At 72.8% G+C, this 25,795-nt stretch carries 23 protein-coding genes and 1 tRNA gene; 16 read left to right on the top strand and 8 right to left on the bottom strand.

The genetic code is table 11. The features are described 5' to 3' along the window. Positions 1 to 11: 11 nt before the first annotated feature. A complete protein-coding gene (locus MM440_RS07305) occupies positions 12 to 752 on the top strand; it encodes a hypothetical protein (protein ID WP_241443656.1) in 741 nt (246 codons plus the stop codon). Beyond that, on the top strand, positions 749 to 1,345 hold the full coding sequence (locus MM440_RS07310; RefSeq protein ID WP_241443657.1) for a type II secretion system F family protein: 597 nt from the start codon (positions 749 to 751) through the stop codon (positions 1,343 to 1,345). Before MM440_RS07305 ends, MM440_RS07310 begins: the two co-directional genes overlap by 4 nt. 68 nt (positions 1,346 to 1,413) lie before the next feature. Here the strand turns inward: MM440_RS07310 and MM440_RS07315 are convergent, their stop codons facing one another. Beyond that, on the bottom strand, positions 1,414 to 2,721 hold the full coding sequence (locus MM440_RS07315) for a GGDEF domain-containing protein (protein WP_241443658.1): 1,308 nt from the start codon (positions 2,719 to 2,721) through the stop codon (positions 1,414 to 1,416). Then, positions 2,721 to 3,332, bottom strand: coding sequence for a hypothetical protein (locus MM440_RS07320; RefSeq protein ID WP_241443659.1), 612 nt, complete (start codon positions 3,330 to 3,332; stop codon positions 2,721 to 2,723). The genes MM440_RS07315 and MM440_RS07320 overlap by 1 nt, the downstream gene beginning before the upstream one ends. A 452-nt stretch (positions 3,333 to 3,784) precedes the next feature. Here MM440_RS07320 and MM440_RS07325 point away from each other — a divergent pair, with 452 nt between their 5' ends. Genes MM440_RS07325 through MM440_RS07335 form a run of 3 tightly spaced genes read left to right on the top strand, consistent with a single transcriptional unit; the run spans position 3,785 to position 4,802 of the window. Further along, entirely contained in the window at positions 3,785 to 4,015 is a 231-nt protein-coding gene (locus tag MM440_RS07325; RefSeq protein WP_241443660.1) for a DUF4244 domain-containing protein, read from the top strand. Positions 4,016 to 4,020: 5 nt separating this feature from the next. Continuing rightward, entirely contained in the window at positions 4,021 to 4,374 is a 354-nt protein-coding gene (locus tag MM440_RS07330) for a TadE family type IV pilus minor pilin (RefSeq protein ID WP_241443661.1), read from the top strand. After that, positions 4,371 to 4,802 carry an Rv3654c family TadE-like protein gene (locus tag MM440_RS07335; RefSeq protein ID WP_241443662.1) on the top strand — a complete coding sequence of 144 codons (432 nt, stop codon included), beginning with the start codon at positions 4,371 to 4,373 and terminating at the stop codon, positions 4,800 to 4,802. Before MM440_RS07330 ends, MM440_RS07335 begins: the two co-directional genes overlap by 4 nt. 70 nt (positions 4,803 to 4,872) lie before the next feature. On the opposite strand, the gene MM440_RS07340 is transcribed toward MM440_RS07335, so the two are convergent. The 3 genes from MM440_RS07340 to MM440_RS07350 form a co-directional block, all read right to left on the bottom strand. Further along, positions 4,873 to 5,259, bottom strand: a complete 387-nt coding sequence (locus tag MM440_RS07340) for a hypothetical protein (protein WP_241443663.1) — start codon at positions 5,257 to 5,259, stop codon at positions 4,873 to 4,875. Positions 5,260 to 5,314: 55 nt separating this feature from the next. After that, positions 5,315 to 7,660, bottom strand: coding sequence for a DEAD/DEAH box helicase (locus tag MM440_RS07345; protein WP_420914145.1), 2,346 nt, complete (start codon positions 7,658 to 7,660; stop codon positions 5,315 to 5,317). Positions 7,661 to 7,778: 118 nt separating this feature from the next. After that, entirely contained in the window at positions 7,779 to 8,129 is a 351-nt protein-coding gene (locus tag MM440_RS07350; protein ID WP_241443664.1) for a TfoX/Sxy family protein, read from the bottom strand. A gap of 604 nt (positions 8,130 to 8,733) precedes the next feature. Between MM440_RS07350 and MM440_RS07355 the strand changes: the two genes are divergently transcribed. Genes MM440_RS07355 through MM440_RS07365 form a run of 3 tightly spaced genes read left to right on the top strand, consistent with a single transcriptional unit; the run spans position 8,734 to position 11,400 of the window. Beyond that, positions 8,734 to 9,132, top strand: coding sequence for an anti-sigma factor antagonist (locus MM440_RS07355; RefSeq protein ID WP_241443665.1), 399 nt, complete (start codon positions 8,734 to 8,736; stop codon positions 9,130 to 9,132). A gap of 10 nt (positions 9,133 to 9,142) precedes the next feature. Then, entirely contained in the window at positions 9,143 to 9,859 is a 717-nt protein-coding gene (locus MM440_RS07360) for an AIM24 family protein (protein WP_241443666.1), read from the top strand. After that, the gene (locus MM440_RS07365) at positions 9,859 to 11,400 is read left to right on the top strand and encodes a DUF7059 domain-containing protein (RefSeq protein ID WP_241443667.1); all 1,542 of its coding nucleotides are present in this window, start codon (positions 9,859 to 9,861) and stop codon (positions 11,398 to 11,400) included. Before MM440_RS07360 ends, MM440_RS07365 begins: the two co-directional genes overlap by 1 nt. 15 nt (positions 11,401 to 11,415) lie before the next feature. On the opposite strand, the gene MM440_RS07370 is transcribed toward MM440_RS07365, so the two are convergent. After that, positions 11,416 to 12,234: a dioxygenase family protein gene (locus MM440_RS07370; protein WP_420914138.1), complete on the bottom strand. Its 819-nt coding sequence runs from the start codon at positions 12,232 to 12,234 to the stop codon at positions 11,416 to 11,418. A 163-nt stretch (positions 12,235 to 12,397) separates the two neighbouring features. Here MM440_RS07370 and topA point away from each other — a divergent pair, with 163 nt between their 5' ends. The 4 genes from topA (at position 12,398) to MM440_RS07390 (ending at position 18,833) form a co-directional block, all read left to right on the top strand. Beyond that, positions 12,398 to 15,154 carry a type I DNA topoisomerase gene (gene topA, locus MM440_RS07375; RefSeq protein WP_241443668.1) on the top strand — a complete coding sequence of 919 codons (2,757 nt, stop codon included), beginning with the start codon at positions 12,398 to 12,400 and terminating at the stop codon, positions 15,152 to 15,154. Next, on the top strand, positions 15,154 to 16,593 hold the full coding sequence (locus MM440_RS07380) for a serine hydrolase domain-containing protein (protein ID WP_241443669.1): 1,440 nt from the start codon (positions 15,154 to 15,156) through the stop codon (positions 16,591 to 16,593). The genes topA and MM440_RS07380 overlap by 1 nt, the downstream gene beginning before the upstream one ends. A 45-nt stretch (positions 16,594 to 16,638) precedes the next feature. Continuing rightward, positions 16,639 to 17,739, top strand: coding sequence for a hypothetical protein (locus MM440_RS07385; RefSeq protein ID WP_241443670.1), 1,101 nt, complete (start codon positions 16,639 to 16,641; stop codon positions 17,737 to 17,739). Between the two features lie 422 nt (positions 17,740 to 18,161). Continuing rightward, positions 18,162 to 18,833, top strand: a complete 672-nt coding sequence (locus tag MM440_RS07390) for a hypothetical protein (protein WP_241443671.1) — start codon at positions 18,162 to 18,164, stop codon at positions 18,831 to 18,833. A gap of 21 nt (positions 18,834 to 18,854) precedes the next feature. On the opposite strand, the gene MM440_RS07395 is transcribed toward MM440_RS07390, so the two are convergent. Both MM440_RS07395 and MM440_RS07400 read right to left on the bottom strand, forming a co-directional pair. Then, positions 18,855 to 20,024 carry a YihY/virulence factor BrkB family protein gene (locus MM440_RS07395; RefSeq protein ID WP_241443672.1) on the bottom strand — a complete coding sequence of 390 codons (1,170 nt, stop codon included), beginning with the start codon at positions 20,022 to 20,024 and terminating at the stop codon, positions 18,855 to 18,857. 54 nt (positions 20,025 to 20,078) lie between these two features. Continuing rightward, entirely contained in the window at positions 20,079 to 21,920 is a 1,842-nt protein-coding gene (locus tag MM440_RS07400; RefSeq protein ID WP_241443673.1) for a putative bifunctional diguanylate cyclase/phosphodiesterase, read from the bottom strand. Positions 21,921 to 22,117: 197 nt separating this feature from the next. Between MM440_RS07400 and tmk the strand changes: the two genes are divergently transcribed. From tmk to MM440_RS07420, 4 genes are all read left to right on the top strand, one after another. Next, positions 22,118 to 22,777, top strand: a complete 660-nt coding sequence (gene tmk / locus MM440_RS07405) for a dTMP kinase (protein ID WP_241443674.1) — start codon at positions 22,118 to 22,120, stop codon at positions 22,775 to 22,777. Beyond that, a complete protein-coding gene (locus MM440_RS07410; RefSeq protein WP_241443675.1) occupies positions 22,774 to 23,931 on the top strand; it encodes a DNA polymerase III subunit delta' in 1,158 nt (385 codons plus the stop codon). Before tmk ends, MM440_RS07410 begins: the two co-directional genes overlap by 4 nt. A gap of 107 nt (positions 23,932 to 24,038) precedes the next feature. Beyond that, a complete protein-coding gene (locus tag MM440_RS07415) occupies positions 24,039 to 25,589 on the top strand; it encodes an alpha/beta hydrolase (RefSeq protein WP_241443676.1) in 1,551 nt (516 codons plus the stop codon). Between the two features lie 124 nt (positions 25,590 to 25,713). Further along, positions 25,714 to 25,787, top strand: a tRNA-Thr gene (locus tag MM440_RS07420). The last annotated feature ends 8 nt before the right edge of the window (positions 25,788 to 25,795 follow it).

The following is a 25,795-nucleotide window of genomic DNA, read 5'->3' on the forward strand; positions in this document are numbered from 1 at the left end:
TCCCCGGTGTCGTGGTTCCCGCAGTTGCCGTCCCCGCGGTTGCCGGGCTCCTGGTGCTCCTCGCCGTCCTTGTCCTCCCGGTGGGACACGCGAGCCGTCTCCCACCGCAGCGGTTCGGGTCGCAGGAGAGCCACCACGAGGGTGCAGGTGGTGGGGTCTACGGGCTCCGGCGTAGAGCTCTCGGCCGGCTCCGCACCGAGGACGAGCCATCGGTCGACGCGCAGGTGGCGGTGCTGGTGGGTCTCGTCGCACCCGGGCTGGCCGCAGGGCTCGATCCCTGGCGAGCCTGGGCGGCAGCGGCCCGTGCCTCCCCAGGCCCCGTCTCGGACGTGGTCGGCCAGGCGCTCGCCCGGCACGGCGAGGTGGGAGCCGCGCTTCGGACCTCGGCCGTGCACGACCAGAGCGCGCTGCTGCGCCGGGTGGTGCAGATGATCGAGCTGGGTGAGCAGCTGGGGACACCCCTCGGCGGTGTCCTGGAGCGTGCGGTGCAGACCTTCCAGGCCGAGGAGGGTGCTCGGGCCTCGGTGGCCGCCGCGGCGGCAGGTGCGCGGAGCACGGGTCGGCTGCTGCTGGCGCTCACGGTTGCCGGCCCGGTGATCGCCGCGGTCCTCGGCCTGGACGTCCTCGACGTCTACCTCGGTCGTCCCTGGGTGGCCGCTGCTGCGCTGCTCGGCGTCCTTCTCGCCCTCGCGGGGCGCTGGTGGCTCGGGCTGCTGGCCGCCGCGGCCGCCCGGCCGAGGCGGTGGGCATGACCGCCCCCAGCGGCGCGTGGCTGGCTGCGATCCTCGTCGGCGTGGCCACCCTGCTGTGGACCCGACCCGGTGCAGCGTTGCCCGTGCGACCGGGTGCTGGTGCCACAGGGTCTAGGCCCGGCCGGCGCGGGTCGACCCGGGCCCGACGTCACCGTCCCAGCGGGCTGACGCGTGCCGACCTGGCTCACGTGGCCGAGCTGCTGGCCGCCTGCCTGCGCTCCGGAGCAGGAGTGGTGGAGTCGGTCGAGGCGGTCGCCACCGCCGCCGACGGCGAGGTGGCCGGCCGCCTGCGAGCGGTCGCAGCCGCGCTGCGGTGGGGGATCCCGCCCCTCACGGCCTGGCGGGCTGCCGGCGGGGGTCTCGACCAGGTGGGTCGGCCGCTGGTCCTCGCCGAGGAGACCGGCCTGGCGCCGGCCGACCTGCTGGTGAGCGCGGCCCAGGAGCTGAGGCAGGCCGAGGCGCACGACGCTCGGCTGCGGGCCACGCGGTTGGAGGTGTCGGCGACGCTGCCGATGGGGCTGGCCTTCCTGCCGGGCTTCGCCCTCACCGCCATCCTGCCGCTCGTCGTGGCCCTCGCCGGGTCGCTCGGCTGAGCAGCGTGCGGATCGGCGCTCGCACCAGGCGACACGCGCTCGCCCTGGCTGACGTCGGTCAGCGGCACCTAGCGCGCGAGGCGACGGGCCAGCTTGTCGGCCCCCTGGGCCTGATCAGCCTGCGCGAATGCGGTCCAGCAGCACCGTGACTCGCGCGTCGACGCCTCGCCGCAGGAGGCGGACAGCGGGACCGGTCCGGGGGCGGTCGCTGTGGCCAGGGCAGCGCGGAGCCGGTCGGACAGGGGCTCGGCGTGCTCGTGCTGGGCCTGCGGTGGACCGACCACCAGCACGCCGAACTCGTCCCCGCCGAGCCGCGCCACCATCGCCCCGTCGGGCATGCAGCCCTCCAGCAGCCGGGCGAAGGCGATCAGGAGCCGGTCCCCCTCGGGGTGCCCGTAGCAGTCGTTCGCCACCTTGAGCTGATCGAGATCGGCCACCAGCACGGTCGCGCTGGCGCCACCGGCCTGGACCAGCGGCGTGGCACCGGCGAGGGCTTCGTCCCAGGCGCGCCGGTTCGACAGACCGGTCAGACCGTCGTGCCGGGCCTCTTCGCTCGCCTCGGAGTAGGCATGGTGCAACGACAACGCCTGCTCCAGGTGGACCTCCCGGTCACGCCCGAGGAGGCCGACCAGCAGCACGGGGAGCCCGATGAGGAGCAGCCAGGGCAGGGTGCCCCCCGTGGCCTGCACGATGCACCACCCGATGGCGCTGAGGAGCAGGTCGATGGTGCTGGCCCACACCAGCTGAGGGGCGAGGACGCCCCATCGGACCCCACCGATCCGGGCGCGCACCGACACCACGGCGACCTCGGTCAGCACCTGTGCGAGGACGGCGAGGCCCAGCGCCAGAGGGCCGCCGACCCCCTGCGTGGCGAGCGCCTGCAAGGTGGCGACCGGGGCGGCCACGTGCAGCCCGGAGGCGAGGACCAGCAGCGTCGCGTGGCCCCGCGCCTGCGAGTGTGGCCACGTGGACGAGCTGGCGACCAGGATGGCCGCGAGCGCGACGAGGGGAGTCCAGCCGGAAGGCAGCGTGAGCAGCATGGCGACCAGCACCGGCTGGGTGGCGACCGTCGACCCGTTGCTTGACGTGAACTCGGTCCGGAACGCGAGGACGTAGATCACCCCGAGCAGTGCGGCGGTGAGCATCTGGTGTGGGGTGGGGACCCCGGTGCTGCCGAGGGCGCGTCCGGCCTCCGCCACGGCGAAGCCCGCGGCGCCACCGCCGAAGAGCAGGGCGGTGGCGCGGTCCGTCCGACTCGGTCGGGACGGCTCGTCGTCCCGGCGCGCGAGGTCGCTCACCGGCGTCACCGGGGCGACTGAGCGGCGACGGGCTGCCTTGTCGGCGTGCGCCGACGACTCGGCCTGGGCCGCGGCCATCAGAAGATCCGCCACGGGTCGATCAGGACGTCATCGACCAGGAACGTGCCAGGACCCCTGGTGGAGAGCGAGATCCGCAACAGCTGGACGCCGCTGCCAGCCGTGGTGTCCGGGATCTTGACCGGGGGTGTGAGCAGCCACCCTGCGCGAGAGCCGTCGATCAGGGTGGTCGTGGTGCGCGTGCCCCGGGCGCTCTGGGTGGTGGTGGTGACGGCCAGGCGAGACCCGGGACGTCCCGGCGCCTTGACGAACAGACGCATCGACTCCTCACCCTGCTCGAGGCACAGCTGCGGCGAGGTCGTCCTGCCGCCGGGGCCGACGGCGAGGGAGCGGGTGCCGGGCTCGATCTGCCAGGGCTCGTTCTCCGCCACGAGCCGCACGCCGCTCGCGGCCATCCACGAGGTCGACCCGCCCTCGAAGCTGCCGCCGGGTGCGACGTAGTACAGGCTCGGGTCGTCGAAGGCGGCGAGCAGCGGCTCTACGGCACGCCGGGGGCAGGTGGTCGGCTCGGTGGTCCCGACACGAGGAGCGGTCCCGACGCCGGGCGCGGCCGCGGCTGCCGGGGTGAGCGCGCCGGTCACGCCGCCGAGCACCACGAGAGCAACGAGCACGGCCGAGAGGGTCCGGAGGGCAGCGCGAGCAGCCGAGGCGGCGGTGCGGAGAGTGGGATCGTGCGACATGCTCTTACTCCTGAGGCGACTCGCCACCTGGCGGTGGACTCCCTCCAGAAGACGACGATGCGTAGTGGTTTGATTCGCCTGCGTAGTGGGTAGCACCCGGGTGGACCGGGGGTTCCCACCCCGGTAGCAATGTGGCACCCGATGTATTTACGCAACGTGACGAAAGCGGTACGTCTCGTGCGGTGTTGGTGACAGATCTGCTGTCCTGGCTCGGGCGAGCCGCCCGTCCGGTGGGCAGCCCGGCTCACGCCCGCTCGACACCCCCTGCGCGCGCTGACCCCTCCCGTGTCCACAGGCGCAGCCTCTGCCTTCCCCGGCCACCGACGCTGCGGCAGCGTGGTTGGTGGCGGGCCGAGGGCGCCCGACCGGGAAGGCGGGGAGTCATGTCGATCATGATGGTGCACAAGCAGATTCAGCGACACCGGCGCGAGCTGGCCACGCGATGGGAGCGGCTGGTCGAGGCCGCGGACGCGGGCATGACGACCGCGGAGTACGCCGTCGGCACGATCGCTGCCGCGGCCTTCGCGGCGGTGCTGATCGTCATCGTCCGCTCGGACGCGGTGCGTTCGGCCCTCACGGGGATCATCACGACCGCGCTGGGCATGGGCGGGTGAGGTCGGTGCTCCCGACCTCCGCCCGCGACGCCGGCATGGTCACGGTCGAAGCTGCCCTGGCGCTGCCGACCGTGCTGGTGATGGCGGCCGTCGGGGTGGGCGCGGTGGGCCTCGGGATCGACCACGCGCGCTGCGTCGACGCCGCGGCCGCTGCCGCGCGGCACGCGGCCCGCGGCGAGTCCGCGGGTGACGCCGTCGCCTGGGCCGCTCGCGCCGCCCCCGAGGGGAGTGCCGTGGCGGTGAGCGTGGCCGGCGGCATCGCGCGCGCGGAGGTCCGAGCGCCTCCCCGGGCCGTCCTGGCCTGGCTGCCGGGAGTCCCGGTCGCCTCCGGGTCCGCCAGCGTGCGGGTCGAGCAATGACGGTCGTCGCGCGGGCGTCGGCGAGGGGTGCACCGTTCGCGGAGGTCGAGCGCGGGTCCGGCACGGTGCTGGTGGTCGGTGCGGCGGCGCTGGTGCTCGTCCTGGTCACCGGGGCGCTCGCGGTCGTGACCAGCGTCGTGACGGGGCACCGCGCTGCCGCAGCGGCGGACCTCGTCGCGCTGAGCGCAGCCACCGCCTACGCCGGTCTCGCGGGAGCGACCGGGGCCGGGGCGTCGGCCTGCGCCTTGGCGGGCGCGGCTGCGGCCATGAATCACGTTGTGCTGGTGTCCTGCTCGCCCAGCGCCTCCGCGACGGGACCCCGCGTCACGGTCGTCGTCTCGGTGCCGTGCCCGCTGCGGTGGTGCCCCGCAACGGCCAGGGCCACCGCCGGCGTTGCCGAGGGTGGCCCTGGTGGTGCGGGTGGCTAGGGGTCGTTCGGGTGGCTGAGGGACGTTCGGGTGGTCCCGCTGGCGTCGGTGCAGCCGCCGACGGGACACCTCAGCGCAGGCTGCTGGACCCGCCGTCGTCGGTGCGACCGGTGGTGCGGTCCTCGGGACGCAGGTCCGCGGTGCGGTCGGTGTAGCCGGTCCGGGTGTCGACGGGACGCTGCGTCTCGAGCTTGTCGCGCTGCTTCTGCTCCTTGCGCAGCGCTCGCAGCTCGCTGTGCTGCCGGGCCTTGCGCTTGCTCCCGATCGACATGGACCACAGGCCGAGCATCAGGGCCAGCATGGCCGCGGCGCCGGCGAAGAAGATCGTCACGGGGCTGATGGAGACGGTGTTGCCGAGGAAGGTCCAGGCGACGGCGGTCCCGGTGGGGAGTCCGAAGAGGGCCACGACGCCGAGGACGACCGCGAGCAGGACGAGGAGCAGGCCGATGACGATCATGAGGGAGCCTCTCAGTGGGGGGCGGGGGGTGGTGCTGTCGTCATCCTAGGTCGAGCTAGGCCGTGGCTGTGCGTAGTTCGTCCAGCATTGCCTGAAGCACCCGCAACGCCCCGGCCTTGTCCAACGGCTCGTTCCCGTTGCCGCACTTGGGTGACTGGACGCAGGACGGGCACCCCGTCGAGCACGCGCACGTCAGCACCGCGTCGTGGGTGGCCCGGAGCCAGCGCTCGAGCTGATCGTGGCCGCGCTCGGCGAACCCGGCCCCTCCGCGGTGTCCGTCGTAGACCAGGATGGTCGGCTCGCCGGTGTGCGGGTGCAGGTCGGTGGAGACGCCGCCGATGTCCCAGCGGTCGGCGGTGGCGACCAGCGGCAGCAGGCCGATGGCGGCGTGCTCGGCCGCGTGCAAGGCCCCGGGGACGGCCATCTCGTCTACCCCATGGTCACGCAGCCACCAGCCAGGCATGGTCCACCACACCCCGCGGGTGTGGAGGGTCGACTCGGGCAGGTCCAGCGGGTGCTCCCCGAGCACCTCACCGGTGGGGAGGCGGCGCAGGAAGGAGGTGACCTGGGAGCGCACCGCGGTCTCGCCGTAGGCGACGGTCAGCGGCCCGACCTGTCGGCTCGTGTGCACCCGGCCGAGGTCGAAGGCCGTCGTGGTGCGCGCGGAGGTCTTCCACCCCGGGTCGCCGGCCACGACCGTGGCGCTCCCGTCCTCGAGGTCGAGGGCGGTGACGACGAAGGTGCGCCCCTGATGCACGTAGACCGCGCCGGTGTGCGCCTGGCGCTGGGCCGACGCCCAGTCGACGGTGCCGAGCACTCGGCCGGTGCCGCGCTCGACGATGCGCACCGTGGGGTCGGTCGTGCTGCGCAAGGTGATCTGCCCGTGGGGTCCGTCCGGTCGTGGCCAGTGCCAGGCGCCGTTGGGCCGCCGGCGGAGCACGCCGGCCGACACCAGGGTGTCCAGCGTGGGGCGCATCGACGGACCGAAGTAGCTCTCGTCGGCGGCCGTGATCGGCAGCTCCGCGGCGGCCGCGGCCAGGTGGTCGGCGAGCACGTACGGGTTGTCGGGGTCCACGACGACGGCCTCGACCGGCCGCCCGAACAGCGTCTCGGGGTGATGCACGAGGTAGTGGTCGAGCGGGTCGTCGTCCGCGACGAGGACGGCCAGCGCGTCCCCGCCGGCGCGCCCGGCCCGACCGGCCTGCTGCCACAGCGACGCCGTCGTGCCCGGCCACCCGGCCATCAGCACGGCGTCGAGACCGAGGATGTCGATGCCGAGCTCGAGGGCATTGGTGGCTGCCAGGCCGAGGAGCCGGCGCTCGCGCAGATCCCGCTCGAGCTCGCGCCGCTCGTCCGGCAGGTAGCCCCCACGGTAGGCCGCGACGAGCCGAGCGAGCCGTCCGTCGTGCACGAACGCGCGGGTGGCCTCTGCCAGGGTCTCCACCCCCTTGCGGGACCTGGCGAACGCCACCGTCTGCACGTCCTGGTCGACCAGCTGGGCCAGCAGGTGGGCGGTCTCGGTGAGGGTGGAGCGGCGACCGGACTCCGGCGTCGCCCCGGTGTCGTCGTCGACCGGTCGTCCGTCGGCGTCGACCAGTGGCGGCTCCCAGAGCGCAAAGGTGAGTCGGCCCGAGGGGGACCCGTCATCGGTGACCTCGACGAACGGCAGCCCGGTCAAGCGCTCGCCGAGGTCTGCCGCGGCCGCCACCGTCGCCGACGAGAGGATGAACGTCGGCGACGAGCCATATCGAGCGGCCAGCCGTCGCAGCCGGCGCAGCACCCCGGCGAGGTGTGCGCCGAACACGCCGCGGTAGACGTGGCACTCGTCGATGACGACGTAGCGCAGCGCACGCAGGAACGGCGCCCACCGGGCATGGCCGGACAGCAGCGAGTGGTGCACGAGGTCGGGGTTCGTGAGGACCAGCTGGGCGTGCTCGCGGATCCAGCGCCGCTCGTCCGTGGCCGTGTCGCCGTCGTAGACCGCCGCGCGCAGCCCCGGGAGCGCCAGCCTGTGGATGCTCGCGAGCTGGTCGGCGGCCAACGCCTTCGTCGGTGAGAGGTAGAGCGCGGTGGCACCTCGACCGGTCGGGGCGCCGGCGCCGTCGAGCAGGTCGGTGAGCACGGGCAGCAGGTAGCCGAGGGACTTGCCCGAGGCGGTGCCCGTCGCCACGACGACGTGATCACCGCGGTGCGCCGCCTCGGCGGTGGTCTCCTGGTGGATCCACGGCGTGGTGATGCCGCGACCGGCGAGGGCCGCCACGAGCGCGGGGTGCGTCCAGGTCGGCCACGCGCCCAGCCGGGCCGACCGCGCCTCGAAGCGCTCGGTGTGCACCAGCCGCGCGGTGCGCGAGCCGGCAGCGAGGCCGGCCAGGAGGTGGTCGTCCCGGCGCACCTCCGCCAGTCCCGTCGTCCGGTCGTCGCGCACTGTCGTGGTCACCTGACCAGGGTAGGCGCGGGGTCTGACAACCCCGCCCCACCAGGGGCCGACGCACCGGCGACGACCGACCCGGGCTCGGGGTCTACCGCTGGTGCTCCAGCGCGATCTCGACCCAGGAGGCGAGCTGCACGTCGTCCGCGTGGCCGGGCCCGGAGACGGCGAGCCATCCCGGGCCCATCTCTCGGTCCTTGCCCATGGTGGCGGGGCGGGCGCCAGGCCGGGCGAGCAGCTCGTCCTGCCGCTGCGGGTCCACCCGCACCAGCAGCTCACCCTCGCCCCGGGCGGCGACGACCAGCTGCTCGTCGACCATGAACGACAGCCCACCGAACATCCGGACCTCGCGCACCATGCGGCCGGCCAGCAGCGCACGCACCCGCTCGACGAGGGCATCGCGGGTCGCAGACGTGGCAGGGGTAGACACGGTGTTCGCCATGGGGGCCTCCTTGCTCTGCTGCAGCCACTGTCGCGCTGCAGCCACTGTCGCGCTGCAGCCACTATCGCGCGCAGCGCCCGATCGGACCCGCCGAGGCGCGCCGCCGAGGCACCTGGTCACCCCACTGCGGCGAGGAGACACCGTCACGCGCGATGTAACCCCCACGGCCGAAAGGGTGGATGTTGGCAACTGATCGTCACCGATCGACCCCCGCGGCGGAGAACTCGGGTACGCCGGGTGACGCTAGGGGCAGAATCCAGACGGTCCGGGCGAAACGGCCACGCAACGAGAAGACGCACGAGAGGATGGAACCGAGCCCGCGTCCGCTTCGTCGGAGCTGTGACGGTTCGATCGTTCAAAGCCTCGGCTGACCCCATCCGGTCGGTCGCGACGCGATCGAGTGCCAGTGGCCACCGTCATGTTGCTCGGAGCCCCACCTGACGACTCAACGATGCCAGGATGCCTGTGACCCCGGCAGGCGATGACCACGGACCACCCCTACGACGGTGCGACAGCACGACACCACCGCACCACCCTCGGCCCCCGGGCCGGTGGCGACAAGACTGGCTCTCCCTCGGAGCCAGGGAACGAGGAGTACCCCCCAGTGAAGTTGCAGATCACCACCGCTGACCACGAACACCTGGCGGTGCTCGCGGTGACGGGTGAGATCGACATCGCGACCTCTACCCAGCTCCGCCAGGCGATCGACGAGGTGGTGCGCGCCGGTGCCATCGATGTCGTGCTGGACCTGCGCCAGGTGACCTTCATGGACTCGAGCGGCCTGTCGGTCGTGGTCGGACGGCTCAAGATGCTGCGCCGCGTCGACGGACGGCTGAGCGTCGTCGGTGCCGATGCGAAGATCCGCCGCATCTTCGAGGTCACCGGCCTCGACCAGGTGGTGCCGCTCTACGACACCGTCGAGGAGGTCCCCGAGCTGGGGGGCCACCGGCCAGCCCCTGCGTCCCGAGCTGGGCGAGATGCCGGCTTGATCGTCGAGCCCTAGGGTGGTCGCCATGCAGAGCACACTGTTCGAGCAGCGCAACCTCGAGGTCGAGGGCGAGCACCGGTTCGCCCTGCAGAACCCGCAGATGCTGCGGGTCCACCTCGGCGCGGACGTCCTCGCCCTGAAGGGCTCGATGATCGCCTTCCAGGGGCAGGTCACCTTCAACCACGAGGGTGCCGGCAGCATGGGCAAGCTCATGCGCAAGATCCTCACCAGCGAGGACGTGCCCCTCATGCGGGTCGCGGGCGACGGCGACGTCTTCTTCGCCGCCGAGGCCGGGCACGTCTACCTCGTGGAGCTGCAGGGCGACGCCCTCAGCATCAACGGGCGCAACCTGCTGGCCTTCGATGCCGCACTGACCTGGGACATCCAGCGGGTCAAGGGCGCGGGCATGATCTCGGCGGGCGCGTTCAACACCGTCCTCAGCGGCTCCGGCACCGTGGCGATGTGCTCGGTCGGCCAGCCCGTCGTGCTGGACTGCAGCCAGCAGCCCACCTATGTGGACTCCCAGGCCGCGGTCGCCTGGTCCGCCGGCCTCACGCCCCAGGTGGTCTCGAGCATGAACATGCGCTCGCTGCTGCGCGGCGGCACGGGTGAGGCCTTCCAGTTCGCCTTCCACGGGCCCGGCTTCGTGGTCGTGCAGCCGAGCGAGTGGACCCCCGCCTCCGCCGGCGCCCAGCACGGGCAGCAGCAGGGCGGCGGGCTGCTGGGCGAGCTCTTCCGCTGATGCCCGTAGACCCCTCGCCGGGCCGCGGTCCCTCTGACGCCCGCGGGGAGTCGCCCCTCGATCGAGAGCTGGTGGCCCGGATGCGCGCCGACCTGCTGGCGGCCGGTTTCACCGTCGACGCGGTCGCGGACCGGATCGGTCCGGCCGCGGCCGCAGCGCTGCACCGCGAGCAGGCGCTCCCCGCCGAGCGGGTTACCCGCGGCGCCGGCGACCCGGTGGCGACGCTGGTGCGCCTGTTCGTGCTCGGCCGCGAGACCGCCGGCGACGACGTCGAGCGGGCCCTGCCCTCGCTCGGTGTGAGCGGCGCCCGCGCCCTCGGCCTGCTGCAGGACGGCGAGACCGCGGACTCGGTGCGCGCGGCCCTGGACCTGCGGCCCTACGGCGACGGCACCCACGACTGGTGGCTCGCCTCCGACCTCGGCGAGCTGGTCACCCAGGCCCCGCTGCGCGAGGACCACGTCCTCGGGGTGGGCGGGGCGTCGATGACGCTGGCGGCCTGGACCCCTCGGCCGGGTGCGCGCCGGGTGCTCGACCTGGGCACCGGGTGCGGTGTGCAGGCGCTGCACGCGTCGACGCACGCCGGTGAGGTCGTGGCCACGGACCTCTCGGCCCGGGCCGTCGAGCTGGCCCGACTCAACGCCGCCCTCAACGGGGTCGAGTGGGACGTGCGCCAGGGCAGCCTCTTCGAACCCGTCGCGGGGGAGCGGTTCGACCTGATCGTCTCGAACCCGCCGTTCGTCATCACCCCACGGATCGAGGGCGTGCCGGTCTACGAGTATCGCGACGGTGGGCTGGCCGCAGACTCGTTGGTGCGCAGCGTGGTCCGCGACGTCGGGCAGCACCTCGAGCCCGGCGGCATCGCCTGCTTCCTCGGCAACTGGGAGATCACGGCCACCCGCGACTGGCGCGACGTCTGGACCGACTGGCTGGACGGCACGGGTCTGGACGCCTGGGTGGTGCAGCGTGAGACCCAGGACCCCGCCGAGTACGCCGAGCTCTGGATCCGCGACGGCGGGACCTCTGCTGCGACAGCGGACTTCGACCGGCTCTACGAGGCCTGGCTCGACGACTTCGCCGCGCGCGAGGTGACCGAGATCGGCTTCGGGGTATGCGTGCTGCAGCGCCCGGCCACCGAGCGGCAGCCCTTCCGCGATCTCGTAGAACACTCCGGTCCGGTGGCGTCGCCGATGGGTCCCGCTGTGCTGCAAGGGATTCGAGCGCGCACCTACCTGGCTGAGCACACCGACGAGGAGATCCTCGACGTGGCCTGGCAGGTGGCGGACGACGTGACCGAGGAGCGCTACGGCAGGCCGGGCGCCGAGGACCCGCAGGTGATCCAGGTGCGCCAGGGCGGCGGCCTCGGCGTCACCCACCGGCTCGGCACCGCCCAGGCGGCCTACCTCTCGGTGTGCGACGGGAGCCTGACGGCGAGGCAGGCGCTCACCGCGATTGCCGCACTGCTGCAACGAGACTCGGCCGACGTCCAGGCCGAGACCCTGCCGCTGCTGCGCGCGCTCGTCGCCGACGGGCTGCTGCGCTGAGCCGACCCTAGGGGGTCAGGCGAACGTCCAGGACCGCTTCGACAAGGAGTGCCAGAAGCCGTCGACGGTGCTCGGCGCCGCGACCGAGGCGCCGCTGGCGGAGGCTGCGCCGAGGGCTACGAACAGGGGTGCCCAGTGCTCGGTGCGGGGGTGTGCGAGCCGTGCCGCGGGGGCTACCCGCTCGAAGTCCAGCAGCGCGTCCACGTCGCCCGCGGCCACGGACTCGGCCGCCCAGTGGTCGAACTCGCGCGACGCGGCGGGCGGCGGGGTGTCGGCGTCGGGGCTGAACCAGCGCAGGTTGTGGGTGGTGAAGCCGGAGCCGACGATCATCGTGCCGGTGTCGCGCAGGGGAGCGAGGCGCTGCCCGAGGGCGAACAGCTCCCGGGGGTCGAGCGTCGGCATCGACAGCTGCAGCACCGGGATGTCGGCTTCGGGATACATCTCGACGAGCGGCACGTAGGCGCCGTGATCGAGCCCGCGGTCCTGGTCCTGGTGCACGGAGCCGCCGAGGGCGCTCGCGACCTGACGGGCCAGCTCGGGGGCCGCCGGCGCGTCGTAGGTCACCTCGTAGTACTTCTGCGGGAAGCCCCAGAAGTCGTAGACCAGGGGCGCACCGCTCGTCGACGACACGCTCACCGGCGCGGCCTCCCAGTGCGCGGACACCATGAGGATCTGCTCGGGCCGGGGCAGGTCCGCCGACCACGCCGCCAGCTCAGCCGTCCAGCGGGCGTCGTCGGCGAGCGGGGGTGCCCCGTGGCTGAGGTAGAGCACGGGCGGCGCGCTGGTGGCTGACATGGCGGAGGTGGTGGTGGTAGGGGTCGACGGCTGGGACATGCCACCAGGCTACGACAAGAAAGTTGAAGCGTCAATTAAATGAGTGGTCAGGTGGGTCCCGCGTGCCGGACCGGGCCCCGCTGGGCTACGGTCTAGGCCCGAGGCCCTTCCTCGTCGCGACGACGAATCCGTCGCACTGGGACCTCGAGATCAAGGAGAAGGCATGGCACCCTCGGCCACCAGTGGTCGCAAGCTCGTCATCGTGGAGTCCCCCGGCAAGGTGAAGAGCATCGCCGGGTATCTCGGCGCCGGCTACGACGTCGAGGCGTCCATCGGGCACATCCGCGACCTGCCGAATCCGAGCGAGCTCCCGGCCGACATGAAGAAGGGCCCCTACGGCAAGTTCGCCGTCGACGTCGACAACGGCTTCGACGCCTACTACGTCGTGGACGCGGACAAGCGCAAGAAGGTCGCCGAGCTCAAGCGCCTGCTCAAGGACGCCGACGAGCTGCTGCTCGCCACCGATGAGGACCGCGAGGGCGAAGCCATCGCGTGGCACCTGCTCGAGGTGCTCAAGCCCAAGGTGCCGGTCAAGCGGATGGTCTTCCACGAGATCACCAAGGAGGCGATCCAGCGCGCGGTCAACGAGACTCGCGACCTCGACAAGGACCTCGTCGACGCGCAGGAGACCCGCCGCATCCTCGACCGGCTCTATGGCTACGAGGTCTCGCCGGTCCTGTGGCGCAAGGTGCGCCAGGGCCTGTCGGCCGGGCGCGTGCAGTCGGTCGCGACCCGCATGGTCGTCGAGCGGGAGCGCGAGCGGATGGCGTTCGTCAAGGCCGGCTACTGGGACGTCACTGGCAACTTCCAGCCGCAAGCCGTTGCGGGACAAGCCTTCTCGGCGCGCCTCACCCAGGTGGACGGCAAGCGGGTAGCCACCGGTCGCGACTTCTCCGACCGCGGCGAGCTCGTAACCCGCAGCGCTGTCGCGCTGGACAAGTCGGTAGCCCGGGCCATTGCCTCCGCGGTCGTCGAGACCACGGCGCGCGTCGTCGACGTCCAGGAAAAGCCTTACACCAGAAGGCCTTCGGCCCCCTTCATCACCTCGACGCTGCAGCAGGAGGCCTCCCGCAAGCTGCGGATGTCCAGCCGCAACGCCATGCGGGTCGCCCAGCGGCTCTACGAGGGTGGCTACATCACCTATATGCGCACCGACTCGACGACCCTGTCCGAGCAGGCGCTGACCGCTGCGCGCAGCCAGGCCCGCGACCTCTACGGCGCGGAGTACGTCCCGGACGCCCCCCGTCGCTACGCGAGCAAGGTCAAGAACGCCCAGGAGGCGCACGAGGCCATCCGCCCGGCGGGCGACCGCTTCCGCACGCCGGCCCAGGTGGCTGGTGCCCTGCGCGGCGAGGACTTCGCGCTCTACGAGCTGATCTGGAAGCGCACCGTCGCCTCGCAGATGGCCGACGCGCGCGGCTCCACCGCGACCGTCGAGCTCGGCTCCGAGCTGGCCGACGGTCGGCAGGTGCGCTTTACCGCGAGCGGCACCGTCATCACCTTCCGCGGCTTCTTGGCCGCCTACGAGGAGGGGCGCGACGACGTCGCGGAGTCTGGCTCGGACGAGCAGGAGCGCCGGCTGCCCAAGCTGTCGGTGGGTGCCGACCTCGCCGTCCTCGACGCCGAGGCCGACGGTCACGAGACCAAGCCTCCGGCCCGCTACACGGAGGCCACCCTGGTGAAAGCCATGGAGGAGAAGGAGATTGGTCGGCCGTCGACCTATGCGGCGACGGTGGCGACCATCCAGGACCGCGGCTACGTCCGCAACCGGGGCAACGCGCTGATCCCCACCTGGCTCGCCTTCGCCGTGACGCGCCTGCTCGAGGAGCACTTCTCCGAGCTGGTCGACTACGACTTCACCGCCGGCATGGAGCAGGACCTCGACCGCATCGCCAACGGCGACCTGCGGCGCGTGGAGTGGTTGCGCCGCTTCTACTTCGGCGACGAGACCCGCTCGGCCGAGGGCCTCAAGGAACTCGTCGACGACCTCGGCGAGATCGACGCCCGCGAGATCTCCACCATCGAGATCGGTGACGGCGTCGTCGTGCGGGTCGGACGCTACGGCCCCTACATCGAGGACACCAAGACCGCCGCCGACGACCCCGAGCAGACGCCCCGGCGCGCGACCGTCTCCGACGACATCGCGCCGGACGAGCTCACGCCCGAGATGGCCCGCGAGCTGCTCGAGGTCGCGGCCGACGACGGCAAGGTCCTGGGTCGAGACCCGTTGTCCGGCAACGAGATCGTGGCGCGAGCCGGTCGCTATGGCCCCTACGTCACCGAGGTCCTCCCGGACGAGGAGGCGCCCGCAGCGGGGGCCAAGAAGAAGGCCAAGGTCAAGCCCCGGACCGCGAGTCTCTTCAAGGACATGGACCTCGCCTCGCTGGACCTCGAGACCGCGCTGCGGCTGCTGTCGCTGCCCCGCGTCGTCGGGGTAGACCCCGCGGACGGTGCCGAGATCACCGCCCAGAACGGCCGCTACGGGCCCTACCTCAAGAAGGGCACCGACTCCCGGTCGCTGGCCACCGAGGCGCAGCTGTTCGACCTGACCCTGGAGGAGGCGCTGGCGATCTACGCCCAGCCCAAGACCCGGGGCCGGGCCGCGGCCAAGCCGCCGCTCAAGGAGCTCGGGGCCGACCCGGTGTCCGGCAAGGCGGTCACGGTCAAGGATGGTCGCTTCGGTCCGTATGTCACCGACGGCGAGACCAACGCGACCCTGCGCAAGGACGACGACCCCGAATCCATCACTGCTGAGCGGGGATTCGAGTTGCTGGCCGAGAAGCGTGCCAAGGGCCCGACGACTCGCAAGCGCGCTGCCAAGAAGGCTCCGGCCAAGAAGACGGCTGCCAAGAAGACCACCGCCAAGAAGGCGACGGCCAAGAAGGCGACGGCCAAGCGCACGACCGCGACGGCCGAGTGATGCTGGGCTCGGCCACGCAGGCGCACCTGGATCGCAGGTTGCGGGCCGAGCAGAGCGAGCAGCGACTGCCGTCCGTCGCAGCAGCCGTCGTGCGGGACGGCCGCCTGGCGTGGTCTGCGGCTGCGGGGACGCTCGACGGACGGGCCGACGGGCCGGCCGCGACGCCGGGCACGCAGTATCGGATCGGGTCGATCACCAAGACGTTCGTCGCCGTGCAGGTGATGCGGTTGCGGGACGCCGGTCGGCTCGACCTGGCCGACCGGCTCGCCGCCCACGTCCCTGACACCCCGGTCGGTGACGTCACGATCGGGCAGCTGCTGTCGCACACGGCGGGGCTGCAGGCCGAGACGCTCGGGCCGTGGTGGGAGCGCAGCCCAGGCCTCGACTGGGAGACCCTCGTCTCGGGTCGGCTCCGCACCGTGGGTCGGCCTGGTGGCTCGCACCACTACTCCAACCTCGGCTATGCCTTCCTCGGGCGGGTGGTCGAGTCGTGCTGTGGCACAGGGTGGTTCGCCGCCGTGAAGGGTGAGCTGCTCGATCCGCTGGGGATGACGCACACGGTCTACGAGGCGGGGGAGGGGGCAGCGCCGGGGCTCGCGGTGCACCCACAGGCGGACCTGGTCCATGTCGAGCCGACGCACGACGCCCGCGCGATGGCCCCGGCGGGGCAGCTCTGGTCGACCGTCGAGGACCTGGCCGTCTGGGCGGCCTTCCTCGGTGGGCGCACCCAGGACCTGCTCGACCCGGCGACGCTGGTGGAGATGGCCCGTCCGCTCACGCTCTGGGACGAGCCGGGCGACCCCTGGGACCTGGCGCACGGCCTCGGCCTGATGATCTGGAACGACGGTGGTCGACGCACGGTCGGCCACGGCGGCTCGATGCCCGGCTTCCGCGCGTCGCTGCGGGTGCGACCGTCCGGTGGCGACGGCGCCGTCGTGCTGTGCAACGCGACGTCCGGCCTGACCGGCCTCGCCGAGGACCTGCTCGACCTGCTGGCCCAGCACGAGCCTGCGGCCCAGGAGCCCTGGTCGGTAGACCCTGGCGAGCGTTCACTGCTCGACCTCACCGGCGAGTGGTACTGGGGCCCCGAGCAGCACGTGCTGTCGCTGGTCTCCACCGACGAGCTGGAGCTGCGCCCGCTGTCGATGACGCGCGGCGCCCGCTTCCGGGCGACCGGTCCTGACCGGTTCGTCGGCGTGGACAGCGGCTTCGTGGGGGAGACCCTCGAGGTCGTGCGCGCTGCCGACGGGTCGATCAGCCACCTGGACCTGGCGACCTACTGCTTCACCCGCACGCCGTACGCCCTCGGCGCGCCGGTGCCCGGTGGGCACGACGACAGGGCTGGCACTGAGCGGCCGGCAGCCGCGCGATCAGCACCAGGTGACGATTTGTCACTCTTGGCACGATCTGTCCGGTCTGCCCGTATGGTGGACGTCTAGGCAACATCGGCGCCGGGGGCTGAGGCGCCGGAAGGAGACTCCACCATGGCTGTGCACCTGCAGCACCCGCACGTCCGTCGTCGTCCTCTCGGGAGTCGCGGCACCCTGGCCGGCTCGCTCGCGAGTGGACCGTTCGCACCTCGACGGGGCGCCGCTCGACCGAGCCTGACTCGGACGGCCACGCTCGGTGGCGCCGCGCTGCTGGTGGCAGCTGGCACGGCCGTGCTCGGCGCGCCGGCGGCAGGGGCGTCCGCCCTCCCGGCCGGCGCGACCCTGTCCAGCTCAGCCCAGGTCTCCTCGGCCGCAGCCGTGTCCGTGCTGCCCGCGCCTGACACGAACCCGGGCCGCGGCCGCGACGGCGCTCCTGGCCAGATCAAGAAGGGGCAGCGCCCCACGCCGACGACGCCTGGCACCGGCTCGTCGACCGGCACGACCACCCCGACCTCGCCGGCGACACCCACGCGCCCGGACACGCCGACCACGCCCGCCGGGCCGTCCACCCCGACGCAGACCCGCACCGCGACGGCGCCCACGAGCCCCGCCAGCCCCACGAGCAGGCCGACGAGCAGGCCCACGAGCACGGCGCCGGCGCCGACCACGACCAGTGCGAGCCGTCCGACCAGCCCGCCGCATCCGGCCACCTCCACGGCAGCCGTGCCTGCCCGCCCCGCGCCTGCGAGCACGCAGCCCGCCCAGCGGTCGGCTGCCCCCGGCACCGCGAGCCCCGGCGCCGCCACCGCTCCCGGCGCCGCCACCGCTCCCGCCGCCACCACCGCTCCAGCCACCACCGCCCCCGGCGGCACGGCCACCGCCACGACGAACCCCTCGTCCGCCGGTGCGCCCCGGTCGGGTGGCGCAACGTCCTCCCGGCCCGCCGCGAGCACAGCCGGTGCCACGGCCGCCGACCCGGCCGGCGGCGACCCGTCGAGCGCGGTCCTCGCCCCGACGTCCCCGGCTCCCACCGCGACCGAGGCGCCGGCCGCTGTCGCCGTGGTGTCATCCGTGAAGGACGCCACCGTGGCCGCCTGGCGCGACCCCGCCGACAACCTCGGTCGCGTCGTCGGGCTCTGGGGTCTGGTGATGGCCCTCGTGGGCGGCGTGGTGCTCTACCTGCGGTTCAGCAGCGGCAAGCCACGCTCGCGCTGAGGTCGGGGCGCGGATCTGGACAACACCTACCCGCAAACCGGACAAATCAGGCACACTCGTCGTGTGGTCGGTGCCCTCACACCCGCCACCGGTCCCAGCGTCGGGACGACTGATCCTGTTGCCGTTGCCCCGTGCGGAAGGCCCTACCCGTGCCCTCGGACCTGCTCACCAAGCCAGCTGTCGCCTCGTCCGCGTCCCCTCGCGCACGCGCGTCCTACGCGGGTTCGCACCGCGTCAGCGCGTCGACCCACGCGTTGTCCTCGTTCGCCGCGCCCGCCTCGAGCGGTTCCCAGGTCACCGCGGTCGACGCCTCCGCGCCCGTAGCCCGTGTCGCCGGTCCGGGGCTGCGTAGCGACGAAGACGCAGCCCGGGCGGCGTGCCCGGCCTGCAGGGCGCGCCATCGCCGTCAGCGGTGGCAGCGCGTGGCCACCCCCTTCGGCATCGTGGCCGTCGGTGCCGTCACCCTCTCGGCCCTGGCCCCCGCGGTCGTGGCGGTGAGCGAGTCGGAGGACGGGCCGCGGACCAGCACCAACGCTCGTCTCACGGCCGCCCCTGCCGTAGCCCGCACCGCTCCCGCCCTGCTCGCCGCCACGCCGGGCCGCACGGTCGTCGGCACCAGCGTGGTCCTGCCCGCGCTCGCGGCGCCGGCCCTCAAGGCTGCCGCGACCCCCGTCGCGCGCACTGCCGCGGCGGCGACGCCCCTGGCGGTCGTGGCCGTCCCGACGCGCCGCACGGTCACCCTCGCGGCCGACGGCACCCTGGCCATCGGGGCGGGCGTGGTCGCGGCCAAGGCGGCTGCTCCCGAGGTCGTTCCCAAGACTGCCGCCAAGGCGGCTCCCAAGCTCGCGGCCAAGGCACCCGCCAAGACGTCTGCCAAGTCGCCAGCCAAGGCACCCGCCACGACCCCGGCGACGTCGGTGCCCGCCACCGTCGTGGCCAAGGCCAAGAGCGCCGGTCATCAGGCCGCGCAGGTGGCCTGGGTGGACCCGGCGGACGACCCGCGCCGCCGGCTCGGCCTGCTCGGTCTGGTGGTCGCGCTCACGGCCGCGGCGGTGGGCTGGGTGTTCTACAGCGGTCGCGAGCGCCGGGTCTAGGCGCTCGCGACCGGCTGAAGGTCAGTCGCGCTTGTCGTGGCTCGAGCTGCCTGAGGGCCCCGAGTCGGCCGCGTCGTCCGACTCGGCGTCTCGCTCGGCGGCGGCCCGCTCGCCCTCGCGCTGCAGGTCCTGGGCCTCGACGACGAGCTCGTCCATGGTCTGCTCCCGCTTCTTGATGCCCTTGTCGTCGCGGGTCGGCAGCAGGATCTGCTTCTCGGCGGGCAGGCCCGCCGCGAGCTGGCGGCTGCGCTCGATCTCGGAGTCCAGCTCGGCGCCGAAGAGCAGCACCGTGTTGGTCAGCCAGAGCCAGAGCAGGAAGATGATCACACCGGCCAGGGCGCCGTAGGTCTTGTTGTAGGACCCGAAGTTGCTGACGTAGAAGCCGAACGCCGCCGACGCGATCACCCACACCCCGAAGGCGACGGCCGCGCCGGGGCTCATCCAGGTGAACTTCGGCTGCTTGACGTTGGGCGTGGCCCAGTAGAGCAGCGCGATGACGATGATGACGATCAAGGCGATGACCGGCCACTTGGCCCAGTTCCACACCGTCACGGCCTGGTCGCCGAGACCGATCAGGTCACCGACGAACTGCGCGATCGGGCCGGAGATCACCATGGCGAGACCGGCGATCGCGACCAGGGTGAGCACGACGAACGTGACGAGCAGCTGCCACAGACGCAGCTTCCACACCGGCCGGCCCTCGGTGACGTCGTAGATCCGGTTCATCGCCCGCCCGAAGGCACCGACGTAGCCCGACGCGGACCAGAGGGCGCTCAGCAGACCGCTCACGAGGGCTACCCCGGTGGCGTTGGACTGGGTCAGCGCCTTGAGCGGACCCTCGATCGCCGTGGTGGCGCCCGGGGCGATCTGCTGCACCTGGGCGAGCATCTTGTCGACCGTCTGAGGGTCCTGACCGAAGATCGCGAGCAGCGACACCAGGGCCAGCACGGCCGGGAAGATCGACTGGACCGAGTAGTACGTCAGGGCAGCCGCGAGGTCGGTGCACTGGTCGGCGCTGAACTCCTTCGTGGCCCGCTTGAACGCGTACTTCCAGTGGGGCGAGGGGAGGTCGGTGAGGTCGTCCGGCTTCGGCACGTCCTCCGCGTCATCACCGCTGCGCGTGCCGGGAGGACGGTTCTCGTCGGTCGTGGGGGTCTCTTGCTCTGGGGCGTCCTTCTTGCGCCGAAACACGGCGGGCTCCTCCTGGTAGATCCTGCTGTCGGACCCATCCTTACCCAGAACCGGTCAGATCACTGCGTCCTTCGCCGGCCATGGCGTGGGCTGGCCGAAGTAGTAGCCCTGCACGGCGTCGGCGCCGAGGGCCTGCACGTGCGCCAGCTGCTCGCTGGTCTCGACCCCCTCGGCGATCGTCTTGATGTGCAGCGCCTGCGCGACCTCGATGGTGGAGCGCATCATCGCGCGGTCCACGGTGGAGGTGAGGGCGCCGCGCGTGAGGGTGCCGTCGATCTTGAGGACGTCGACGGGCAGCTCGCGCAGGTTCCCGTAGCTCGTGGTGCCGGCCCCGAAGTCGTCGAGCGCGAACTTCACGCCTCCGGCACGCAGCTGGTGCATCCCGTCGCGCACGGTCGGCACCCGACCGATGGGCAGCCGCTCGGTCAGCTCGAGGACCAGGCGCTGGCCCTGCTTGGAGACCGAGATGAGGTCGCTCGCCCAGTCCACGAAGCTCGGGTCCAGCAGTGAGTGCGGGCTGACGTTGCACGAGACCCGACCCGGCATGGCGGTGCGGTTGAGCGTGCCGACGACGCGCTTGATCACGGCCCGGTCGAGGGCGTTGACGACGTCGTACTGCTCGGCGAGGGCGACGAAGTCGTCCGGCAGCAGCGTGTGCCCGGCCTCGTCGTAGAGCCGCACCAGCACCTCGGCGTTCATCGGCGGCTGCAGCCCGGCGCGGATCGCGCGGACCGGCTGCGCGACCATCGACAGGCGGCCGTCGTTGATGGCCGAGCGCATGACGTCGATCTGACGCATCTCTTCGTGCGTGGCCTGGTGACCGGGATCGCCGAGGGTGTGCACGATGACGCGGTTCCGGCCGGCGCGCTTGGCCTGGTAGGCCGCGCCCTCGGCGCGCGAGACGATCTCCTCGATGCCGTGGCCGTGCCCGTCGATCCGGAACACCCCGGCCGAGAAGGTGGTGGGGACGGGCTCGTCGAACGCCACGAGGGGGTGGCTGGTCAGCTCGGCGCCGAGCCGGTCGAGCAGGGCCTTGAGGTCCTCGGCCTCGCCGTAGTAGAGCGCACCGAACTCGTCGCCACCGACGCGCCCGAACGCGACCGGCGCCTCGCCGGACAGCCCGCGCAGCCGGTCGGCGAGGGACTGCAGCACGATGTCGCCCGTCTTGTGGCCGTGCTTGTCGTTGGTGATCTTGTAGTGGTCGAGGTCGATGAAGGCGAACGCCGAGTGGGTGCCGAGGGCGGCCGCCGCCCGCGCCTCGTCGATGGCCTCGAACACGGCCACGCGGTTCGGCAGCCGGGTCAGCGGGTCGGTGCGCTCGAGGGCGTGGGCCGCGTGCCGCAGCTGGGCGATCTGGGTCTCGAGGGTGCGCGCGTCGTCGCTGGGCTCGGGCACGCCGAACCGGTGCGACCGGGTGGAGACGATGGCGGCGGCGAGCCGGGCCACGGTCACCGTCTCCTCGGTGATCGGGGCTCGGGTCGACAGCGACAGGATGCCGATCGTCGCGTCACCGAAGCGCAGCGGCAGGACCAGGCGCTCGCGGTAGCCCCGGTTGGCCAGGGCGACGTCCTGGGGCACCGGGCTCTGGTCGAGATCCGTGAGGTGCAGCACCCCGATGTCGCGGGCGCGCTGCAGGCTGGAGCCGGCGGTCGGCCGCAGGTAGGTCTCGTCGGTGTCGTCGCCGTCGCCGACCAGCACGGTCATCTCGACCTGTGAGGCGTCCGCGCTCTGCAGCCCGAGCGTGATCCGGTCGGCGAGGAGCAGACCCGGCAGGTGGGTCCTCAGCTCGTCGACGAGCTCGGCCCGGCTGCCGGTGGTCGCGAGGACGTCGTCGAGCTCGGCCAGCGCGGTCAGGGCGCCGGCGTCGCGGACGGCGGACAGCTCGCGAGGGTGCACGCACTCAGGTTACGGCGGTGCGGGGGCCATTGCGGCGCCCGCGACCGCCATCCCGAGCCAGTGGCCCCGCAGGTCCATCCGGTCACCTCCGGGAGGTCACGCACGGTAGCCACTGACACCCTGCCCGGGTGATGGTCCGGTCCCGCGGTGGTTGGGTCGGAACAGGGTGTGTCAGCCCCCTCCTCTAGGCTGGCGCCGTGCTCCCACCGACCGCTCCGCACCCCGACGACGCACCCTCGCGCGGACTGTTCCTCGCCCTCGAGGGTGGCGACGGCGCCGGCAAGAGCACCCAGGGTCGGCTGCTGCGCGACTGGTTCCGCGAGCGGGGGCGCGAGGTCGTCATGACGCACGAGCCGGGTGGCAGCGCGCTCGGCACCCAGATCCGCCAGCTGCTCCTGCACGGGGACCACGTCGCCCCTCGGGCCGAGGCCCTGCTCTTCGCGGCGGACCGGGCCCATCACGTCGAGACGGTGATCCGGCCGGCCCTCCACCGGGGTGACGTGGTGATCACGGACCGCTACCTCGACTCCTCCGTGGCCTACCAGGGGGCCGGCCGGGACCTGGACGCCGACGACGAGGTCCGGTCGCTGTCCCTGTGGGCCGTGCAGGGTCTGGTCCCCGACCTCACGATCGTCCTCGACATCTCCCCGGAGCTCGGCCGGGCCCGCCGCGGTGCCGTCCACGACCGGCTGGAGGCCGAGCCGGACGGCTTCCACGCCCGAGTGCGTGCGCGGTTCCTCGCCCTGGCGGCGGCCACCCCTGAGCGCTACCTCGTGGTGGACGCGACCGAGGACCCCGACCAGATCCACGACCAGGTCGTGGCCCGGCTCGAGACCCTGGTGGGGGTGACCCCATGAGTGCCCAGCCACCGTCCGGCGTGTGGGAGCAGGTCATCGGCCAGCCGCAGGCCGTCGCCACGCTCTCCGCCGCGGCGTCGGAGCCCGACGCGATGACCCACGCGTGGCTGCTGACCGGCCCGCCCGGGTCCGGGCGCTCGGTCGCGGCTCGCGCCTTCGCCGCCGCGCTGCAGTGCCCCGAGCACGGGTGCGGGCACTGCCGCGAGTGCCGCACCGCGCTGGACGGGAGCCACGCCGACGTCGAGGTGGTGGCCACGTCCGGGCTGTCGCTGACCGTCGAGCGGGCCCGCGAGCTGGTCGCGCTCGGGTCGCTGCGCCCGAGCGTCGGGCGGTGGCGGGTCATCATCGTCGAGGACGCCGACCGCTTGACGGAGCAGGGTGCCAACGCGCTGCTGAAGGTCATCGAGGAGCCCGTGTCGCGCACCGTGTGGCTGCTGTGCGCGCCCTCGCTCGACGACGTCATCGTCACCATCCGCTCCCGGTCCCGGCACGTGCGCCTGCGCACCCCACCGGTCGAGGCGGTCGCCGAGCTGCTGACCCGCCGCGACGGCATCGACCCGGCGATGGCCCGCTACGCCGCGCGCGCCGCCCAGTCGCACGTCGGCATCGCCAAGCGGCTCGCCACCGACGAGGGGGCGCGCATCCGCCGGCGCGACACCCTCGCGCTCGCCGGCAAGATCCGCGGCGTGGGGGACGCCCTCGACGCGGCGGCCGACCTGGCGTCGATCGCGACCGACGAGTCCGGCTCCTCGACGGGGGAGCGGGACGCGCGCGAGCGCGAGGAGCTGCTGACCCGCCTCGGCGCCGACCCCTCGGCCCGCACCCAGCCGCCGGCCGTCCGGGCCGCCCTTGCCGCGCAGGAGAAGGAGCAGAAGCAGCGCGCCACCCGGTTCGCCCGGGACGTGGTCGACCGTTGCCTGGTCGACCTGATGAGCATCTATCGAGACGCACTCGTGCTCTCCCTCGGCACGCCCGTGCCCCTGGTCAACGAGGACCAGCTGACCCTGGTGCAGCAGCTGGCGCGCACGCTGCCCCGCGAGCGGCTGCTGCTCTGCGTCGAGGCCATCGGCGAGGCCCGCGAGCGCATCGACCGCAACGTCGCCCCGCTGCTGGCGCTCGAGGCGATGTGCCTGTCGCTCCGGCTGCCGCGATGAGCGGGTTCGGTGCCGACCGCAGGCGGCCGTTACCGTGGTGGGAGGACCCGCGACCACGGGGGCTACGGCCTCGTCGCCCGACCAGCAGAAGGACACCCGGCACCGCGATGAAGACCCTCAACTCCCTTGCCTCCGCAGCCGCGGTGCTGCTCGTCGCCGCCACCGCCGCGTGCACGCCGTCGCCGCAGGAGTCCCCGACGAACTCGGCCACCGGCTCCGCGGCCGGCACGGGTTCGGTGGGTGGCGTGACCGCAGCTCCCGCTGCCAACCTGCAAAGGTTCTACGACCAGAAGATCAGCTGGCAGCCGTGCGGTGACGACCAGTGCGGCAAGCTCGAGGTGCCGATCGACTACGCCAAGCCCGAGGCCGGGTCCATCAAGCTCGCCCTGCTGCGGCACAAGTCCCCGTCGAAGAACCGCCAGGGCTCGCTCGTCATCAACCCGGGCGGCCCGGGTGGCTCCGGCGTGCAGTACGCGCAGTACGCCTCGGCGATCTTCCCCGGCGAGGTGACCCGCGCCTACGACGTCGTGGGCTTCGACCCCCGCGGTGTCGCCGCCTCGCAACCGATCGTCTGCTACGACGGACCGCAGTTCGACGCCTTCCTCAGCGTTGACCCCACCCCGGACGACCCGGCCGAGGAGCAGCAGCTCGCCACGGCCGACCGGGACTTCGGCCAGGCCTGCGAGCAGCGCAACAAGGCGCTCCTCGGACACGTGTCGACGGTCGAGGCCGCGAAGGACATGGACGTGCTGCGCGCGGCGCTCGGCGACCAGAAGCTGAACTTCTTCGGCGCGTCCTACGGCACCTTCCTCGGCGCCACCTTCGCCGACCAGTTCCCCAAGCGCGTCGGGCGGTTCATCCTGGACGGCGCGATCGACCCGTCGCTCGACGGCAAGGCGCAGGCGCTCGGCCAGGCCGAGGGCTTCGAGCGGGCGACCCAGGCCTACATCGCGGACTGCATCACCAAGTCCGACTGCCCGCTCGGCAACGAGCAGAAGGCTGCGACCAAGCGGCTGCAGGACTTCCTCACCGAGCTGGACCAGAAGCCGATCCCCGCGGGCGAGGGCGCGCCCGGCAAGCTGAACGAGGCGTGGGCGTCCTACGGCGTCGCGGCCTCGATGTACGACCCCGGCCGCTGGGCCGGCCTGACCCAGTCCCTCAGCGAGGCCTTCCGTGGTGACGGGACCGATCTCATGCTGTCGGCCGAGGAGTACGTCGAGCGCACCGACAACGGCACCTACTCGGGCAACATGCTGCAGGTCATCAACGCCGTCTCGTGCCTGGACAACCAGGGCGACCCCAACCTCGCCAGCTACCCCAAGACCGCGGCCGAGTTCGCGGCCAAGGCCCCGACGTTCGGCAAGTACATGGCGTGGGGCGGCCTGGTCTGCGGCGAGTGGCCGATCAAGGCGACCGGCAAGGCCCACCGCATCACCGCACCCGGCGCCGACCCGATCGTCGTGATCGGCACCACGCGCGACCCCGCCACCCCCTACGAGGGCGCGGTCGCGCTGGCCGGCATGCTCGACTCGGGCGTGCTCGTGTCGCGCGACGGTGACGGTCACACGGGCTACGGCCGCGGCAACAATTGCGTCGACAAGGCCGTCAACGACTACCTCGTGCGCGGCAAGGCCCCCGCCGACGGCATCAAGTGCTGACCCGTCCCTGACCGATCCGCTGGCCGGCGTCTGACCGGTACCTGACCGGCCTCGCCGCCCTCGCGTGGTTTGAGGTCCGTGCAGGTCACCTCGTATACTCAACCGGTGCCCTCCGCGGGCGCGTGCCGCTTTAGCTCAGTCGGCCAGAGCGATTCACTCGTAATGAATAGGTCGTCGGTTCGATTCCGACAAGCGGCTCAGGTGCG

The sequence above is a fragment of the Arsenicicoccus piscis genome, from assembly GCF_022568835.1.
Taxonomy (GTDB): Bacteria; Actinomycetota; Actinomycetes; order Actinomycetales; family Dermatophilaceae; genus Arsenicicoccus; species Arsenicicoccus piscis.

Bases quoted from the DNA above. Each gene is read 5' to 3' on its own strand.
- MM440_RS07335 (WP_241443662.1), top strand. From the start codon at position 4,371: ATGACGGTCGTCGCGCGGGCGTCGGCGAGGGGTGCACCGTTCGCGGAG.
- MM440_RS07325 (WP_241443660.1), top strand. From the start codon at position 3,785: ATGTCGATCATGATGGTGCACAAGCAGATTCAGCGACACCGGCGCGAG.
- topA (WP_241443668.1), top strand. From the start codon at position 12,398: ATGGCACCCTCGGCCACCAGTGGTCGCAAGCTCGTCATCGTGGAGTCC.
- MM440_RS07350 (WP_241443664.1), bottom strand. From the start codon at position 8,129: ATGGCGAACACCGTGTCTACCCCTGCCACGTCTGCGACCCGCGATGCC.
- MM440_RS07385 (WP_241443670.1), top strand. From the start codon at position 16,639: ATGGCTGTGCACCTGCAGCACCCGCACGTCCGTCGTCGTCCTCTCGGG.
- MM440_RS07415 (WP_241443676.1), top strand. From the start codon at position 24,039: ATGAAGACCCTCAACTCCCTTGCCTCCGCAGCCGCGGTGCTGCTCGTC.
- MM440_RS07380 (WP_241443669.1), top strand. From the start codon at position 15,154: ATGCTGGGCTCGGCCACGCAGGCGCACCTGGATCGCAGGTTGCGGGCC.
- MM440_RS07340 (WP_241443663.1), bottom strand. From the start codon at position 5,259: ATGATCGTCATCGGCCTGCTCCTCGTCCTGCTCGCGGTCGTCCTCGGC.
- MM440_RS07370 (WP_420914138.1), bottom strand. From the start codon at position 12,234: ATGTCCCAGCCGTCGACCCCTACCACCACCACCTCCGCCATGTCAGCC.
- MM440_RS07310 (WP_241443657.1), top strand. From the start codon at position 749: ATGACCGCCCCCAGCGGCGCGTGGCTGGCTGCGATCCTCGTCGGCGTG.
- MM440_RS07360 (WP_241443666.1), top strand. From the start codon at position 9,143: ATGCAGAGCACACTGTTCGAGCAGCGCAACCTCGAGGTCGAGGGCGAG.
- MM440_RS07365 (WP_241443667.1), top strand. From the start codon at position 9,859: ATGCCCGTAGACCCCTCGCCGGGCCGCGGTCCCTCTGACGCCCGCGGG.
- MM440_RS07315 (WP_241443658.1), bottom strand. From the start codon at position 2,721: ATGGCCGCGGCCCAGGCCGAGTCGTCGGCGCACGCCGACAAGGCAGCC.
- MM440_RS07410 (WP_241443675.1), top strand. From the start codon at position 22,774: ATGAGTGCCCAGCCACCGTCCGGCGTGTGGGAGCAGGTCATCGGCCAG.